Annotated in this window: 15 protein-coding genes; all 15 read left to right on the top strand. The window is 47.6% G+C overall.

The window, feature by feature from the left end:
* The first annotated feature begins 161 nt into the window (after positions 1 to 161).
* The 15 genes from ADU23_RS07385 (at position 162) to ADU23_RS07315 (ending at position 18269) form a co-directional block, all read left to right on the top strand.
* Positions 162 to 1271, top strand: a complete 1110-nt coding sequence (locus tag ADU23_RS07385; protein ID WP_053373156.1) for an ABC transporter substrate-binding protein — start codon at positions 162 to 164, stop codon at positions 1269 to 1271.
* 95 nt (positions 1272 to 1366) lie between these two features.
* Positions 1367 to 2287 (top strand): ABC transporter permease, encoded by a 921-nt coding sequence (locus ADU23_RS07380; RefSeq protein ID WP_053373155.1) that lies wholly within the window; start codon positions 1367 to 1369, stop codon positions 2285 to 2287.
* On the top strand, positions 2287 to 3096 hold the full coding sequence (locus ADU23_RS07375; RefSeq protein ID WP_157265678.1) for an ABC transporter permease: 810 nt from the start codon (positions 2287 to 2289) through the stop codon (positions 3094 to 3096). Before ADU23_RS07380 ends, ADU23_RS07375 begins: the two co-directional genes overlap by 1 nt.
* The gene (locus ADU23_RS07370) at positions 3093 to 4136 is read left to right on the top strand and encodes an ABC transporter ATP-binding protein (RefSeq protein ID WP_053373154.1); all 1044 of its coding nucleotides are present in this window, start codon (positions 3093 to 3095) and stop codon (positions 4134 to 4136) included. The genes ADU23_RS07375 and ADU23_RS07370 overlap by 4 nt, the downstream gene beginning before the upstream one ends.
* Positions 4133 to 4960, top strand: coding sequence for an alkaline phosphatase family protein (locus ADU23_RS07365; RefSeq protein WP_053373153.1), 828 nt, complete (start codon positions 4133 to 4135; stop codon positions 4958 to 4960). The genes ADU23_RS07370 and ADU23_RS07365 overlap by 4 nt, the downstream gene beginning before the upstream one ends.
* 276 nt (positions 4961 to 5236) lie before the next feature.
* Positions 5237 to 6862, top strand: coding sequence for a response regulator transcription factor (locus ADU23_RS07360; RefSeq protein ID WP_053373152.1), 1626 nt, complete (start codon positions 5237 to 5239; stop codon positions 6860 to 6862).
* A gap of 1 nt (position 6863) precedes the next feature.
* Positions 6864 to 8648 (top strand): cache domain-containing sensor histidine kinase, encoded by a 1785-nt coding sequence (locus ADU23_RS07355; protein WP_053373151.1) that lies wholly within the window; start codon positions 6864 to 6866, stop codon positions 8646 to 8648.
* 13 nt (positions 8649 to 8661) lie between these two features.
* Positions 8662 to 9648 carry a substrate-binding domain-containing protein gene (locus tag ADU23_RS07350; protein ID WP_053373150.1) on the top strand — a complete coding sequence of 329 codons (987 nt, stop codon included), beginning with the start codon at positions 8662 to 8664 and terminating at the stop codon, positions 9646 to 9648.
* Positions 9649 to 9677: 29 nt separating this feature from the next.
* Entirely contained in the window at positions 9678 to 10973 is a 1296-nt protein-coding gene (locus tag ADU23_RS07345; protein ID WP_053373149.1) for an extracellular solute-binding protein, read from the top strand.
* 177 nt (positions 10974 to 11150) lie between these two features.
* On the top strand, positions 11151 to 12527 hold the full coding sequence (locus tag ADU23_RS07340) for an ABC transporter substrate-binding protein (protein WP_141680396.1): 1377 nt from the start codon (positions 11151 to 11153) through the stop codon (positions 12525 to 12527).
* Positions 12528 to 12616: 89 nt separating this feature from the next.
* Positions 12617 to 13519 carry a carbohydrate ABC transporter permease gene (locus ADU23_RS07335; protein WP_053373148.1) on the top strand — a complete coding sequence of 301 codons (903 nt, stop codon included), beginning with the start codon at positions 12617 to 12619 and terminating at the stop codon, positions 13517 to 13519.
* An 11-nt stretch (positions 13520 to 13530) separates the two neighbouring features.
* Positions 13531 to 14376: a carbohydrate ABC transporter permease gene (locus tag ADU23_RS07330; protein WP_053373147.1), complete on the top strand. Its 846-nt coding sequence runs from the start codon at positions 13531 to 13533 to the stop codon at positions 14374 to 14376.
* A 212-nt stretch (positions 14377 to 14588) separates the two neighbouring features.
* Positions 14589 to 15686, top strand: coding sequence for a polysaccharide deacetylase family protein (locus ADU23_RS07325; RefSeq protein WP_053373146.1), 1098 nt, complete (start codon positions 14589 to 14591; stop codon positions 15684 to 15686).
* A gap of 181 nt (positions 15687 to 15867) precedes the next feature.
* Positions 15868 to 17019, top strand: coding sequence for an MFS transporter (locus tag ADU23_RS07320; protein WP_053373145.1), 1152 nt, complete (start codon positions 15868 to 15870; stop codon positions 17017 to 17019).
* Positions 17020 to 17177: 158 nt separating this feature from the next.
* Complete coding sequence (locus ADU23_RS07315) at positions 17178 to 18269, top strand: LytTR family transcriptional regulator DNA-binding domain-containing protein (protein WP_053373144.1); 1092 nt, start codon at positions 17178 to 17180, stop codon at positions 18267 to 18269.

Genomic DNA, 18269 nt, shown 5'->3' with positions numbered 1-18269 from the left:
CGCTGCCCACACTAAATTTACCATATAAATACATTAGTTTAACAAATGTGCTGAATTTAGATAACCTGGGGAAAATATTGCCGATCTATACTTTAAAAGGGTGAAAACAACAAGAATTCATAACAACCCACATTAATCCACATGGGAGTGAAAGAGAGATCATGAAACTTTGGTTCAAAAAAGAGTTAGTTGTAGGCGTTATTTTATCAGTGTTCGTTCTAATGCTTGCTGCATGCGGGGGAAGTAACAACAAGGAAGCAGCTAATGAGAGTGCTGAAGTTGAAGAAATCTCGGTAGCTGATCTTGAGAAGAACGCGAAGGAAGAAGGCTCTGTCGTAAGCGTCGGAATGCCGGACACTTGGGCGAACTGGAAGGACACATGGACGGATCTGCAAACCAAGTACGCGTTAACACATACGGATACAGATATGTCGAGCGCAGAGGAAATTGCCAAGTTTGAGGCTGAGAAAGATAAGCCAACCTCTGATATTGGCGACGTTGGTATTGCATTTGGACCGGTTGCGGTTGATAAAGGCGTTACGCAAGCTTACAAAACCTCCTATTGGGATGAAGTACCGGATTGGGCCAAAGATAAAGATGGGCACTGGATCGTAGGATACCAAGGCTCGATTTCGTTCCTAACGAATACGAAGCTTGTCCAAACGCCGCCCCAAAGCTGGGAAGACCTTAAGAGCGGCACCTACAAAATCATCGTTGGCGATGTAACAAAAGCAGCGCAGGCTCAAATGGCCGTGTTGGCCGCGGCGATCGCTTTTGGCGGGGACGAATCTAATATTGAGCCAGGAATTGCTTATTTCGAGGATCTTGCAAAAAAAGGCCGCCTTTCCAATGCGGAAGCTAGTCTGGCTAACATCGAAAAAGGCGAAGTCGAAGTGACGTTATTATGGGATTTTAACGCTTTGAACTCCAAAGACCAGCTTGGCAAGGACCAATTCAACGTAGCCATTCCTAAAGAAGGAAGCGTTGTGAGCGGTTATGCCACGATCATCAACAAATATGCTTTGCATCCAAATGCGGCGAAGCTGGCTCGTGAATATATTTTGAGCGATGCAGGCCAGATTAACTTGGCGAAAGGTTATGCAAGGCCGATTCGTGATAGCGTAAAGCTGCCTGAGGACGTAGCGGCAAAGCTGCTCCCTAGCGACGCATATGCTAACGTTAAGCCGGTTGGCGATTACAAGGTATGGGAAGAGACGGCTAAAAAATTACCGCAGCTGTGGCAGGAACGCGTTCTTGTGCACATGAACTAATCGTTAATCGTTAACCTGATAGCCGAAAATGGAGCGTCTTCGTCGTTGTTGCCGAAGACGCCCCCTTTTATTTAATAGGAGGAGAGAATACAGGCATGAGGCGAAGGAATCGGTGGGTGTTTCTAGGGTTAATCCCGTTTGTTGTCATGATTGTGGCGTTTCAATTCGCTCCAATCCTGTCTATGCTGGCCGGAAGTGTCAGGCCGGAGGACGGTCCGGGCTTTACGCTAAGCTATTACGCGAGAATTATGCAAAGTGAATACTATTTGAAGGCTATTAAGAACAGCCTGCTCATTTCTATATCCTCAAGTGCAATCGGAATCATCATCGGTCTCCTATGCGCTTACTCGATCACGCGATTTTCCCCAAAAATGCGGGATCGGCTTCTTATGCTCTCCAATATGACCTCGAATTTTGCAGGTGTTCCGCTCGCCTTTGCTTATATTATCCTGCTGGGCAGCAATGGCGTATTTACGCTGCTGTTTAAGCAGTGGGGCTGGAATGTATTTTCGGATTTTGATTTGTATAGCTGGACAGGTCTTATTTTGGTTTATGTTTACTTTCAGGTTCCGCTTGCCCTCTTGCTTCTGTATCCCTCTTTCTATGGAATCCGCGAGCAATGGAAAGAAGCGGCATCGCTGCTTGGAGCAAGCAATTGGAAGTTTTGGACCACGATCGGCATACCGGTTCTGATGCCAGCCGTCTTCGGGACGCTGGGCATTTTATTTGCGAATGCAATGGGCGCATATGCGACGGCTTATGCCTTAGTCGGAGGGAATTACAACTTGCTTGCCATTCGAATCGGTTCCCTGGTAGCGGGGGATGTCGTGAACGAGCCTCAGCTCGGCAATGCGCTTGCGGTTATTTTAGCGTTATCTACCTTACTCGCTGTATATCTTAATCATAAAATGGTTCAGCGATCCCAATTGTTTCAATCGAGTTCATCCCCTGTACAGGCACGAAAGCGCCGGAAACAGCTGAGCCGCCTTACGGCAGCCGTGAAGGAGGAGCTGTGATGGAGATGAAGAGGAAGAAGACGGGCTGGACGCATCGGCTGCTCATGCTGGTGCTCATGATTTATTTGCTGCTACCCTTATTAGCTACTTTCATTTATGCATTCGCCAAGGAATGGCAGACGACCGTACTCCCGACGCGCTGGACGACCGAATGGTTCAGCGGGATGTTCGAAGATATACGTTTTCTGGACGCGCTGTGGACCTCCCTCTATTTATGTGCAATAAGCGTAGCGCTGAGTCTCGTCATTATGCTGCCGGCCGTGTTTATTATTACGGTCTACCTGCCCAAATGGGAGACGTTTATGAAGGGGATTGTTGTGCTGCCTTATGCTGTGCCTGGCGTCGTGGCGGCGGTCGGTCTCATTCGTGCGTACTCCTCGGGTCCAATTGATATCGCTGGAACAGCCTATCTATTAATTGGCGCTTATTTCGTTGTCATTTTACCCTATATGTATCAAGGCATTCGTAATAGCCTGCTAACGGTGTCAGCGGTTGAGCTGCTTAATTCGGCAGAAATGTTAGGTGCCAGCCGGGCAAAAGCGTTCGTTAACGTGATTCTCCCCAATATTTGGCCAGGCGTCATTACCTCGACATTGTTATCTTTCTCTATCCTATTCGGTGAGTTTGTTCTAACCAACATGCTTGTCGGCGGGCATATCCATACGATACAGGTTTACCTTTATCAGAGGTTAGGGGAAAGCGGGCACTTGGCTAGCGCTATCGCGATTTCCTATTTCATTTTTATTCTGCTGTTGTCTATGGTCCTAATGAAGCTTGGCCAAAAAATGAAAAAGGGGATTCAAGGATGAGCGCATATTTGGAACTGCAAGGCATTCATAAGCAATTCGGCAGCACGAATGTGCTGAATCATGTTGATTTGCAAATCCGCGAAGGGGAGCTCGTGACGCTGCTTGGGCCATCGGGCTGCGGAAAGAGCACGCTGCTGCGCTGCATTGCGGGCCTGACGGAAATTGACGGCGGGCAAATTATTTTAGATAAAAAAAATATCGTGAACCTTCCTCCCCGCAATCGGGAGATTGGAATGGTGTTTCAATCTTATGCTCTGTTTCCTAATCTAACCGTCAGTGAAAATATTCAATACGGGATGAAAATGAGAGGGGTCGCCAAGGAAGAGAGAGTAAGGCGATCCGAGGAACTGCTTGCCATGATTGACCTGGAGGACAAGCGGGGCGCCTATCCCCAGCATCTTTCCGGCGGTCAGCAGCAGCGCGTGGCGCTTGCTCGTTCGCTTGCCGTTCAGCCCAAAGTGCTCCTGCTCGATGAGCCGCTGAGCGCATTGGATGCGAAAATTCGCAAAAACCTGCGGACAGAAATTCGTGATATACAGAAACGTTTTAATATGACGACGATCTTCGTGACGCATGATCAGGAAGAAGCGCTCATTTTATCCGACCGGGTATGTCTGATGAACAACGGAAGCATCGTGCAGGAGGGAACCCCTGAAGAGATTTACACGACTCCAAAAACAGAGTTTGTCGCCCGTTTCATGGGAAGCTACAACGTACTGACTAAACCTGAGGTTATGCGATTGTTCGAGCAGGTGGATAGTACGGCGGATAGCTTCGCTATTCGGCCTGAATCGGTCGTTCTGTTGGACGAGGAAGCTCGCCTAGCGGCAGTACGCGAGGGAAAGCGGATTGTGGAGGGAACCATCCATTCGGTCTCCATTCTCGGCAATATTATCCGTTATGCCATAGATGCCGCCAGCGTAAGGCTAACCATCGATGTGCTTAACGACGGCCGGTCACTGCGTTTGGGAGAGAGCAGCCGTGTATGCTTAGCGATGGATCATTCCCAGCTCTTGCATCTAGAGAGGGAGGGCGCATGACTGACACGTCACCAAGGCTGATCGTTGTTGTTCTGGACGGATTAAGATATGATTCGGCGCGAAAATATTTAGGCTACATGGAGCATCTTGTGGAGCAAGGACAGGTTCATTGTTACCGGGTTCAATCGGAGCTCCCGAGTCTGTCGCGTCCGCTCTACGAAGTGCTTCTTACGGGGACGCCGGCTGCGAAGAATGGCATTACGGCTAATCATATCGTTAGATTAAGCCAGGAGCAGAGCGTATTTGGGCTTGCTGCCAAGGCAGGACTCAGAACGGCTGCTGCCGCGTACCACTGGGTTAGCGAGCTTTATAATTCGTCGCCATTTAACCCGATTACGGATCGCCATCAGCATGACGAGAGCAAGCCGATCCAGCATGGTATTTTTTATTTCGAGGATCAATATCCAGACAGCCATCTATTCGTAGACGCCGAAAATTTGCGTGCAACGTATGACCCGCATTTTCTTTATATCCATACGATGAATATTGATGACGCGGGACATAAGCACGGCGGGGAAAGCAAGCCATATGAAGCATCCGTGCGCGCGGTGGATGGCATGCTTGCGACGTTGATGCCGCTATGGATGTCCCAAGGCTGCCGTATTATCGTAACCGCCGACCACGGGATGAACGCAGCCGGTTATCATGGCGGGACGGAGCCGGAGGAGCGGCATGTGCCGCTCTACATTTGCGGTGAAGCGCCTGACTTGCTGGCAGCAAGCGATGGCGAAGCTTTGCCGCAGCTTATGCTCGCCCCGTTAATGTGCCGCTATCTGGGACTGGAGCCGTCCGAGCGGATGATTGCTTTGGTAGATAAGCGGTAGCTGGACCCAGAGAGCATGACTGTAAAGATATGACGTGAAATAGTTATAAGATTTGGACGAAAAAATGAATGGTATGATTGTTGATCTGTAACACAAGGGAAGGAGCCTCGGTCTCCTTCCTTTTTTTGTATTATTCCCAAATTTACATGTGAGGTTTACGCATCTATATTTATTACGACCGTAAATCAATCAATTGTAAGCAAGCTAGTTCTCATGCATAATTGGGGTATATTGTTATAGCAAATAGATGTATTCCAATAGACTGGAGAGGCTTCGATGTACAGAGTAATGATTGTCGATGATGAAGCGGTTGTCCGGAACGGGTTGAAAAATACGATTAATTGGAGCGAGCATGGCTTCGAATTGATAGGCGATTATGCCAACGGCCGCGAGGCTTGGGATGCAGTAGAGATGTATAGGCCGGAGCTGGTCATTTCAGATATTAGCATGCCCTTTATGGATGGGCTGGAGCTTGCGGGATTAATCTCAGCGCAGTTTCCGTATATCAAAATGATTATTTTAACGGGGTATGACGAATTTGAATATGCGCAGCAAGCGATTCGGCTTAAAATATCGGATTTTATTTTGAAGCCGATTACGGCACAGGAAATTAGGCTTCTGCTCGACCGCATTAGAGCGGAGATGGATGAAGAGAAGAAGCGGCGCGAGGATCTAAGCAGGCTTAACAGCCAATTGGAGCAGAGCCTTCCGCTTCTTAAGGAGCGGTTTCTTGAGCGTCTAGTCGCAGTTGGGCTGAAAGAATCGGAGGTGACGGAGCGCTTCGCTTATTTTAATCTTCCGCCCGTGTCGCCGCTGTATGTGGTAATGGTTGTAGATATCGATGATTTCGGAAACCGCGAGCTGCATTCCTATGAGCATGATTCCGAATTTTTGCGATTTGCGGCATTTGATATTTTTCAAGAAACGCTGGAAGAAGATCATGTGCTAACCTTCCGTACCCGCGAGGAGCGGATGGTTGCGATTATTTTCGGACAGGACAATGAGAGTCTATTGTATGAGCTCGTATTTTCTCTTGCGGAGGAAGTCCGTTATCATGTGGAGAAATATTTGAGCTTTACGGTTACGATCGGAGTAGGCAGAGCCAGCGCTAACGTGGAGCAGCTTCCGATATCCTATAAGAGCGCTTTGTCTGTTCTGGATTACCGCTTTCTGCTTGGCAAAAATCGGGTACTGAGCATTATGGATATAGAGGGCAAGCCCACAAACGTTATGCCGCTTAGCCTGGAGTGGGATCGCAAGCTTGCGACAGCTGTCAAAACAGGCGCCATTCAAGAAGCGCATCAGTTAATTGAAACGGGAGTAGCCGAGCTTAAGGCGGCACTTGTCCCGGTAGAAGCCTGCATGCTGCAAATGCAGAAGGTTGTTCTATCGCTCATGAACTCGATCCAGGAGCTTGCTATTCAGCAGCAGGAGCCTTCCATCGAGCAGCAAATCAAGCTGATGAATGTGTTTAGATTCAAGACGCTGGATGAAATCGAGGTTTGGCTCAAAGAAGTGGTGAGCGCTGTCATTTCGACGATTACGGATAACCGCAATTATTTGACGAACATGCAAATTCATCGCGCAGTAGAGTACATTGATACGAATTATGCCAACGAGAAAATGTCTCTCCAGGATTTATGCCGCCATGTGCTCATGAGCACCAGCTATTTCAGCCTCGTCTTTAAGCAGCATACCGGAGAAACGTTTATCGAATATTTGACCGGTGTACGGGTTGCGAAGGCTAAGGAGCTGCTTCATAACTCAAATTTAAAATTATACGAAATCGCCGAGCAGGTCGGCTACAAGGACCCCAATTATTTCAGCATTCTATTTAAGAAGCATTCCGGAATAACACCCAAGGATTATCGAGATAAGCAAATAAAGGGGAGCGGAGCCTAGCATGCTCAAAGAACGTTTCTTTCCCTTATTCCCGCTCAAAAGCATTCAATCCAACATATCGTTAGCGTTCTCCTTATTAATATTGGCTGCAATCGTACTAACGAGTCTAGTAAGCTATCAAGTGTCCGTCGCCGCTGTCGAGCGGAACTCGAAAGGGTATATCGAAGAAATCATTAAGCAGGTCAATCTCAACATCCAATCCTATGTCGACAACATGGAGAACATCTCGCTGCTTGCTCTGACCAACAAGGATGTCAAATATTATATCTCCGACAACAGCTTCATAAGCGCAGAGAATCGCCGGATGTACGAGAAGCAAATATCCGACTTGTTTCAAGCGATTTTGTATACGCGCAAGGACATCGCTTCGATTATGGTGTTTGGCTATAATGGCAGATTTGTATCCGACCGCAGAATTACGAGCTTAAATCCGAATACCGATCTGGAGGAGCAAGCTTGGTATCAGATGGCTAAGGCAGCAGGCGGCCAGTCGGTCGTATCGGCTCCCCATGTGCAAAGCCTGATCGAGAACGAATACCGCTGGGTCGTTTCCCTAAGCCGGGAGCTTAAGAGCACCGATGGCATAACGGCCGAGGGCGTTTTCCTTGTTGATCTAAATCTCAGCATTATAAACGATATTTGCAACAACATTAATCTAGGCAAAAAAGGTTATCTCTTCATTGTGGACAAGCAGGGCAATATCGTCTACCATCCGCAGCAGCAGCTGATCGACAGCAAACTGCGGAGCGAGAGAATAACGGAGGTTTTGCAAGCCGAAAGCGGACAATCCTTTACCGTTAACCAAGGGGATGGCAAACGCATCTACTCCGTTCAGGATACAAACTTTGGATGGCGGATTGCGGGGGTTGCCTACACCGATGATTTGATTGCCAGCAAAGACAATTTGCGGAATTCGATTATTTTTTATTCCTTATGCGGCTTGGCTTTCTCGCTGCTTATTTCGCTTGGGCTGTCTCACCGGCTATCGAAGCCGATCCGGGTATTGACGTCGGATATGAAACAGGTGGAGAAAGGGAATTTCGACATTCAGACCGAAATCGGACAAATGAACGAAATCGGGCAGCTGGGCCGATCGTTTAATCTCATGGTCAGCCGGACAAAGTTTCTCATGGAGGAGACGATTCTAAACCAAGAGAACAAGCGCAAGAGCGAGCTGCTGCTGCTGCAATCACAGATTAATCCTCATTTTTTGTATAATACGCTCGATTCCATCGTCTGGATGGCCGAGCAGAAGCAGCATGAGGAGGTCGTGCTCATGACTTCCGCCTTAGCCAAGCTGTTCCGCGCGAGCATTACGAAGGATCAGGAGCTGATCCCGATTCGCGTAGAAATTGAGCATATTACGAACTATTTGCTGATACAGAAGATGCGCTACAATGATGAGCTTAATTATGTGATCGATATTGACGAAGCGATTGTTGGTTATAAGACACTTAAGATACTGCTTCAGCCCTTTGTCGAAAATGCGATCTATCACGGCATTCGCAGCATGTATGGTATGAATGACGGGTTAATTACGATACGCGGCAGACAATCGGGCGAACAGGTCATATTTGAAGTCGAGGACAACGGGCATGGCATGACACAGGAGCAGCTCGGACGGCTCTTCTTCCGCAGCGAGGAGGACAACCGCAATCAGGGCATCGGCATCCGTAACGTGAATGAGCGGATCAAGCTCTATTTTGGCCATGAATATGGCATTACAATCCGCAGCGAAATCGAGGAAGGCACCTGCATCACGATCGTAATACCGAAACTCGAGTAAGGAGAGCAGACTAATGCGGAAGCATCGATTTACGTTATGGCTCGTGCTGGCGATTGCGGTCATTGCGATCTATTCTGTATTTAATTTCAAACTATTTACGGGCTTTGCCCGCGAGGACAAAAGCGTCACCGTTATTTTGGAAACGCTGAATGTACGCTACGACTTCTGGCAGGCCGTGAACCAAGGCGCCGAAGCAGCGGCCAAAGAGATCGGGCTTAATCTGAGCGTGGAAGGCCCTCTTACCGAGGATGATGCGGATACTCAGATTCAAATATTGGAGGCAGCGATCGAGCGCAGGCCGCAAGCCATCGTCATTGCTACCCTTATGGATGACCGGATGCCGGCTGTTCTGGCGAAGGCGCGTGCGGCAGGCATTAAGCTGGTCGTTATTAATCAATCGCCGGATATGCTGCCTTCTCCGATCGTCGTCTCCAGCAATCATTTGGAATCAGGGCGGTTAGCGGGCCAGACGGCGATTAAGGAAACAAACGGCCATCCGAATATAGCGATTATTAGCGATAATGCGAATTCAGTCATTTCCGAGGAGCGGGTTGCAGGGATGAGGCTCGTTCTTGCCGGGTATACCGATAGCTTGAAGGGTCCCTATTATGCGGACAATTCCGAGGACAGAGCATACGAAATTGCCAAGCAGCTGATGATGAGCGACTCCTCCATCAATACGTTTATTACGCTAAACGGGTCCTCTTCCCAGGGCGTTGCTAAAGCGCTGAAGGAGCAAAATCGGATCGATGCGGTGAGCTTGATCGGGTTTGACAGCACGAGCGATGAGGTACAGCTGCTGGAAGCAGGCATCATCAAAGCGTCCATCGTGCAGAAACCGTTTAATATGGGCTACTTAGGCGTGAAAACAGCATTAAACCTAATCGAAGGCGACAACGCTGATCCTAAGATCGATATCGAATCCAGCGTCATTACGAAAGAGAATATGTACACCACTGAAAATCAGAAGCTGCTGTTCCCGTTTATTAATAGCAAGTAGACTTTTTTCTGGGAGGATAAGATCACCCTATGCAGCGAAAATTTTATAATAAGCAGCCCTTCATGATTTCCGTTATATTCACCCTTTCCGCGATTCTTCTCTCTTCATGCATGAATGCGAGCTCGGAGCCGATTGCGACGCCGAAGGAAGAGCGGGCGTTGATCCGGTTCGTTGCCTCTGAATACAGTACGGAGACGAAGCCGCTGCTGGAGAAGCTTGTAAAAGAATTCGAGCGTAAAAATCCGTTAATCGATGTGGAGCTGCAGGTAGCCAATTGGGATATTCTCGATGGCATCTATACGACTATGATCAGCAAGAATCAGCCTCCTGATCTTTTGAATACCAATGTTTATGCCCATTTTGCCCAGGATGACTTGCTTAATGACTTGGATGAGATCATATCGCCTGAGCTGGCGAGCAAGCTGTATCCGAATTTAGTTGAGATGGATCAGATGAACGGAGTGCAGTATGCCATCCCCTATGTAGCTACAACGCGGAATTTGTACTATAACAAAGATCTGTTCCAAAGAGCGGGCATCGCGGCTCCTCCGGCGACATGGTCAGAGCTTGAGCAGGCTGCCGGCAAAATCAAAGCGCTCGGCGAGGCGGAAGGATTCGGCGTAGATTTAACCGATAATGAGACGCAGGCATCGTTATCTTATATCTTTTACGGCTCGGGCGGAGAGTGGATTAAAGACGGGAAGTGGCATATTAACTCCAAAACAAACATCGAGGGTTTAACTTTTCTGAAAGAGCTGTTCGATAAAGGGCTGACCGATCCGGAGCCAACCGTTACGACTCGCGATGAGAAGCAGCGGATACTCGGAGCGGGAGAGCTTGCGATGATGATATCCGGCAATTATTTCTCGTCCGTCGTTCCGAAGGAATTCCCGAGCCTGCAATGGGGCAAAGGCCCGATACCGGTAAAGGACGGAACGCCGCCCATCACATTTGGCGTACACGATGTGCTAGTTTCGTTTAAGACCGATCATACGAACAAAGAAGCGTTGTCCAAATTTCTGGATTTTCTGTATGATGATCGTGCCTATGAGGAAATGATTAAGCGGGAAGGCTTCCTTCCTGCCACCACGACAGTAGGCGTTCGATTGTCCGAGCAGGACGAAGTGATGAAGAGCGATCTGGAAGCGCTGAGCAAAGCGAAGTTTTATCCGGTCAAGGAGCCGGCTTGGCAGGCCGTGCTCGATTATGCCCGCAAAATGGGCGATGCCGTCTTGTTCGAGCATACCACCCCAAAAGCAGCGTTAGATCAGCTCCAGCTTTTTGCCGAAACGAAGAGCAATCAGCTGAATAGCCGAAAAAAATGACGAAACACGATATTTTTCCTCTAAATTCATACAGAAGAGAAGATAATAAAGAATATATGGAAGATATTCAATAGAGAATAAAGCCCTCCCAATTTATGATGGAATTACGCGCTAGAGCTCAAATACGAGCTCATTGCTACGGCGTATAAAACATCATTTGTGGGAGGGTTTGCTTTAATGATTATGAAGAAAAAGTTTGCAGCGCTTGGTATCGCCGCTATATTGGCAGCCGTATCGCTAACGGGTTGTGGTGGATCGAATAACGGTGGTTCTACGGGTAAAGCTTCCAACACGCCTTCCAATTCTGCTCCTGCCGCCGAGACGACAGTCGCTCCCGATGCCGGGAACGAAACAACGAAACTGACGGGCGATTTCGAAATTCAATACTTTGTTGGCGGATATGGCGACAAATGGTGGAAAAAGGTTATTGCTGATTTCCAAGCCGCGAACCCTGATCTAAACATTAAAGAATCCGCAGGGCCAAAAATAAATGATCAAAACAGACCTCGTTGGATTGGAGGAAATCCTCCTGATTTCGTATACATCGACGGTCCGGTTCTAAATGACCGCCAAATGGTCGAGGATGGCCAGCTTGAAGATTTGACGGATTGGCTGAAGGAAGCCAAAAACGTGGACGGCGATTTGATTACCGATATTCTGGCTCAGCCCGCACAACAATTTGACGGCAAAGTGTACAACATTCCGCTCGTTTTGAACTCATGGGGCGTGTTCTGGAACAAAGCGCTCTTCAAGGAAAAGGGCTACACGGAGCCAACTGACTTCCAATCCTTCCTTGACGTAAGCGAAAAAATTAAAGCGGACGGCATTACGCCATTCATTCACACGGGCAAATATCCTTATTATATTAACGGTTCGATTCTGTATCCTGCTATCGTATCGGCAAACAACAATGATTTCTCCATTCTTCAAGACATGGCAGCTAACAAGGTAGAAGCATTCGAGAGCCCGGCTGTACTTGCTGCGCTTAACAAAATCGTTGCGCTGCGCGATAAAGGCTTCATTGACAAAGCTTCCATCCAAATCAATCACACGGATTCACAAATGCTGTTCCTGCAAAATAAAGATGCTTTTATCCCGAATGGTCTGTGGCTGCCTAACGAAATGGCAAAAGATATTCCTGCCGGCTTTGACTTTGGCTTCATTCCTTCGGTTACGCAGGAAGCGGGCGGCAAAGTGGTTGCCAACACTTCCACATCTACTGTAGCTATCGCTAAAAAAGGCAAAAACAAAGAAGCAGCTAAAGCGTTCCTGCAATTCATCTTCTCGAAGCAGCAAGCTTCCCAGTGGGCTGAGCTTAGCGGCGCGCCTTCCAACATCAAAGGCGACATCAGCGCTTCCAACGCTCCAAGCTTTGTTAAAGACGCAGCGAAATATTTGACGGACCCGAACACGGTTGTCATCCCGACGATTACTTATAACGCAGACGTGGATAAAGCGATGATGGATGCTACGGATGCCCTTACCATCAGCACGATTACGCCTGAAGAGTGGGTTAAACGGGTTACTGACGTCGTGAAAAAAGTGAGCAAATAATAAGCCTTTAACAAAATGAAAGCAGCGGGTGATCGAGGCATAACGCCCTTTGGTCACCTTCTGCGAGTTTACTTGGAAGGATGGGTAGCATGAGCTCAGGGACGGCAAAATGGCAGCGAAATATATTTATTGCATCATTCATCATTCCAACGCTTCTCTTTTTTGGCGTATTTACGATTTATCCGGTTTTGCAAAGCTTGTATTATTCCTTCTTCGAATGGTCCGGCATGTCGGACAAAAAAACGTTTATCGGCCTTGATAATTTCAAAGAGATGATTCACGATCCCATTGTATGGCGAGCGATTGGCAACGATTATTTTCTAGTTGCGGGCAAAATAATCGGCATTATGCTTCTCGCGACGTTTTTTGCAGTAGCGCTTACCCGCTTTGGCTTTAGGCTGGCTGGGTTCTTCCGCTCGATCTTCTTTATTCCGAATGTCATCTCCGTCGTAGTTATCGGCGTATTGTGGAATTTTATATATAATCCGCAAATCGGCTTCTTAAATGGTTTTCTATCGTTATTCACGAAGGAAAAAGTGACGATAACATGGCTTGGCTTTCCCGATCACTCGATTTGGATGCTGCTGCCTCCGGCCATTTGGGCGGGTATCGGATTTTATATGATCCTATTGATTGCTGCCATCCAGAGCATTCCCGAATCCTATTACGAGGCGGCTAACATTGAAGGCGCGGGCCAGTGGAAGCAATTTTGGAGCATTACCGTTCCTCTGACTTGGGAGCAAATCAAAGTATCCATTTTGAATATTATGATGACAACGCTCAATGGCTCCTTCGTTATCGTATGGATTATGACAGAGGGCGGACCGGATAACAGCACGCAGGTTATGGGCTCTTATTTGTACCAAATGGCATTCCGTCAATTTCATTTTGGCTACGGCGCTGCGATCGGCTTTATGATCTTGGTCCTCTCGTTAATTACGACTATCGCGCTTCAGCGGTTAATGCGTCACGATACCGTTGAGATGAGCTAAGGGGGATAAAGATGAATTTACAGATTAAAAATCCGGTCGCCAAGCTGATTGTTTATGCCATTTTGCTGCTGTGGGGCATTTCCGTCTTGTATCCTCTCCTATGGACGCTGCTTGATTCCTTGAAAAATAATGAACAATTTTTCTTGAATGCACCATGGTCATTGCCCGAAATGCCGCTGCTGTGGTCCAACTTCTCGTATGTATGGAACAAATATCATTTTGACACCTATTTCGTGAACTCGATCGTCATTACTTTCGGTTCGACCCTGCTCGCTTTGCTGTTGTCGGCAACGACGGCCTATGTCTTGGCTAGGTATAAGTTTAGAGGGAGCAATGCCTTGCTGCTGCTCTATATTTCGTCGATGATGGTTCCGTTTGTACTTGCGCTTATTCCTTTGTTCTTCTTAATGAATTCGATGGGCCTCATTAATACGAAGATCGGTTTGATCTTTGTGTATACGTCAAGCCTGCTTGCGTTCGGCATCTTTGTCCTCGTTGGGTTTTTCAAATCGCTGCCGAAGGAGTTGGAAGAGGCTGCAATCGTGGATGGCGCTTCGTATTACGGGACATTCTTTAGAGTCATGCTTCCGTTATCACAGCCAGGCTTAATTACCATTGGCATTGTGAACATCTTGAACATTTGGAACGAGTATATCGTAGGTACGATACTCATTAATGATCCTGAGCAATACACGCTGCCGGTGGAAATAGGCGTAATGCAAGCCGAGATGCAGTATCGTACAGAGTGGGGGCCGCTGTTCGCAGCGCTGCTCATCACAATTATTCCTGTCCTTATTATTTATATTATTTTTCAAAGGCAGATCGCGAGCGGCATTACGGCCGGTGCGGTCAAATAATGGCGACTACACGAAAGGGCACTTTTATCAAAGTGTCCTTTTTGGCGCGCTGCATTTCTTCGTGCTTCCAAACAAGGAAAATCGACTAGCTGGTCGGAGGGCGTTCACTAATGATAGTAAGATTGTATTACATATGGAGAGGACAATATTAGAATCACAAGGAAACCTCGTCTATAATACAGGGTATAAACCGAAAGAAGCGAGGCGGAAACATGGCGGCTGAAGCAGTTTGGAAGGGAAATACCAACCAGGCAATCTGTGCATTTACATTCGATGACGGTCCTTCCCAGCTTCCACTGGAACGATGGCTTGATGTTCTAGAGCAGGAAGGCGTCATCGGTACCTTTTTCTTCACCGGAGAATGGATCGATCAGTTCCCCTATAAAGCGAGAGAAATGATTTCCCGCGGGCATGTGCTTGCCCCTCATACGTATCACCATCGCAGGATGGCGCAGGTGCCAAAGTCTGTATTTCTTGAGGAGCTAAAGCTAACCGAGCTTGCTTATCAGGATGCAACAGGCTTGCCATGTCCAGCCTTTATGCGTTTCCCTTACTGCTCGTACAATGAGGAAAATCTGGAATGGCTTGCGGAGTGGGGCGGTTATCTGGATATCGAAGGAATCGATTCCGGCGATTGGGCTGGCGTTCCAGCCGAAGAAATCGTTGCAGAGGTTGAACCGGGCCTGGTTAACGGGGCGATTGTCGTTATGCATAGCAATGATATTGCAAAGCATTCTCCCGAGGCGCTCAGGGAGCTGATCCGAATGGCGAAGCAAAGAGGGCTTAAAGCCATAGGCATACCTGAATTGCTGCAATCGCTTGGCATAGAAGCGGGCCATAAATCATGGAAAATTACAGTCGAGGTTCCTGCCGAGCCGGATCTTCCTGCGGAGAATTGGGTTCCACTTAGCAGCCGTGAGCAGCTTGCGGAGATAGCGGCCCAAAGTATAGATTGGCACATTAGGCAATATACGCAAAATTTCACCTCCGAGAGCGATTGGCTTCAGCATCTGGAAAATTCGCTCCATGAGTTTCGCACGATAGAAGATCGCCAGTTATTTTATCTATGGGAATTTAGCGGCTCCTATTGGGGTTATGTTCGAGCTGGCGTTATGAAAGATACGCTCGTATTACTCGATTTTGCAGCTAAGGAGGCGCAGGCGGACACTTTGGTCTATATGCTTCGCTGGGCTGTGGAGACGGCAAACAGACTTGGCTTAACTCGAATTGAGGCCAGGCAGGATATTCGCAGAATGCACAAAATGTGCGTTCAGTTAGGCTGGCAAGCCGAGATTGTGGAAGATCAATAGGAAATAAGTAAATAGAGGGCTGCCCATTTATAGGCGGCTCTTTCTGTCTTGCCCTTTAGCAGGACGATCTTCAAATTTACAAAAGGCAATGATGAATATTATAATCCAATGAGTTGTTATAACCATTGAACGGATAGCTAACATATCAGTCAGTTTGCTGCGGAAAAGAGGAGAAGCTCGGGTGAAATCATTAGCAGGCTATTATTTTTTATTTTATCTGGCCATGTCAGTCGTTATGCCGTATACGAGCCTATATTTTAGCGATAGAGGCTTTAGCCACACCACGGTTGGCCTTATTTTATCTTTATGGGCTTTAGTCAGCGTCATTGCCCAGCCCGTGATGGGCCTCATCAACGACCGCATTAACAAACCGCGAAAAATCATGTTGATTTGTGCCATCGCGGCTCCCGTTCTCGGCTTAGGATTCCATTTTACGCATGGACTTGCGGCTATTCTTGTTTTATCTGTATTTTTCGCTTGGTTTCAATCCTCTGGCGGACCGATCGGCGACGCAATGGCAGTGGAAATAGCCAGCAAAAGGGGCTTCTCATTCGGCAGCGTTAGGCTGTGGGGAGCGTTAAGCTATGCGGTAGGAACCTTCTCGACGGGGATTTTGTACGAAAGATTTGGCTACACCGATATTTTTATTTATTATCTAGTTATAAGTACAACGGTCTGCCTGTCGCTAATGCTTCTTCCGGCAGCCCGAATTTCCCGCAGAAGAGTGACGTTATTTGGTCAAATGGGCGAGGTTGTTCGCAATAAACCTTTTATGATATTTGTGGTCACAAGCATGCTGATGATGATGTCGGCATCCATTAATATGAACTTTTTGCCGCTGTACTTTAAGGAAATGGGCTTCGATAAAAGCTGGATCGGCAGCGCTTTTGCGATTGCCGCCATTATTGAGGTCCCGATGTTTTGGGCAGCGACCAAGCTGAGCAAAAGAATCGGCAAATATCAGCTGTTATGCCTGGCCGCCGCCATTTATGGCATTCAATATTTCTTTTTGTTCTCATTCGCTAACGTTTCATTGACGCTGGCTGTTCAACTGTTGAACGGGATCGCCTTTGCTTTTGTAGCCGGCACATCGGTAGAAATCGTACAGAGCTATGCGACAGAGGGTACGAAGGCAACGCTTCAAACCGTATATGCGGCAGTAACATGGGGGCTTGGCGGAATTGTCGGAAATGCGATGGGAGGCATGGTTGTTGACCGCTTTGGGGCGCCATTCCTTTATTTAATCCTCTTCTGTCTATGTACCGCAGCTTCGCTGCTGTTTCTTTCAAGCCGGCATCACCAGAAATCCGCCAGCCATGTTATCGAAGCTTAATGCTGAAGGGTAGGCGCAGCAAAAAGGTCGTCTCTTACGGGAGCGGCCTTTTTTTTAATTTAACGCCCCTGTGTATTCGGAATGAGAGCCCGTATTGTATACTTGATTGGTCAAATGGATACTATTTCATTTAAATTAAAAATAGATTAGGTGATGAAATGACCGTGCTTACGATTCGGGAATTAGAGAGATATACGGAAAACGTGCTCGTATTCCCTGCTTTTCATATAGAAGTGGCTAGGCATGAGGTGGTCGCGCTCTATTCGGGCATGAGCGTGCGGCATACGCTAATCGCTATGCTAGGCGGAAGAATGCCGCTATCGAGCGGCGAGATTAGAGTGAATGATGTGGCATATACGACGAATAAAGCGGCTTATGTTTCGCAAATCGGTTTTGTTTTGTTAGAGGACGGGCTGTACGAGCGGCTAACGGTAAAGGAGCATTTTATATTTTACAAAAATTTGTACGGGTCTGATCTGGCGGTAGACAAGGCCATCCGCACGTCAAAGCTGGATGCCAAAGCAAATGTTAGGGTAGCTAAGCTAGGTTCGTCCGAGAAGCGCAGAATTCAATTTGCACGCTTATGGTTTCAGGACCCGGCGCTTTACGTATTCGAGGAGCCGGACCAGAACGTCGATCATGAAACGAAGCTCGTATTCCAGAGGATGGTCCAAGCGCTGAGCGATAACGGCAAAGGCGTGCTCGTTCTTACCGGCAATATGGAAACGGCGATAAGTGTGACCAGCCGCATATATCGACTAGATGAAAAAGGGCTAAAGGCATTTGATGTGCAAGATACGCAGGATGCTCCGCAAGCGGCGCCCTCCGAGACAGCTAACTATAACGAAGATCAGCAGCAATTGGCGGACGATGAGGAAACAAGCGAAGATGAGCCTGCCATTCAGCTAGTCAGGTTCGAGAAAATTCCTACCCGGATGAATGACAAAATTATTTTGTTCAATCCGCCGGAAATCGATTATATCGAAAGCAGCGAAGGGCAATCCAATCTTTATATTAAGGGCGAGATCTATCCGACGTCTTTCAAAATTAATGAGCTGGAGGAGCGGCTGCAAAGTTACGGTTTTTTTCGCTGCCATCGTTCCTACATCGTTAATTTGCAAAAGGTAAGAGAAATCGTCACCTATACGCGCAACAGCTACAGCCTTGTGCTCGATGACCAAGCCAAGTCGTCGGTTCCTTTGTCGAAAACAAAAATGGCGGAATTAAAGGACATGATAGGTCTCAAATAA

The organism is Paenibacillus sp. FJAT-27812 (genome assembly GCF_001273905.1).
In the GTDB taxonomy this organism is placed as follows: Bacteria; Bacillota; Bacilli; order Paenibacillales; family Paenibacillaceae; genus Pristimantibacillus.
This window is presented reverse-complemented; position numbering and strand designations above follow the sequence as displayed.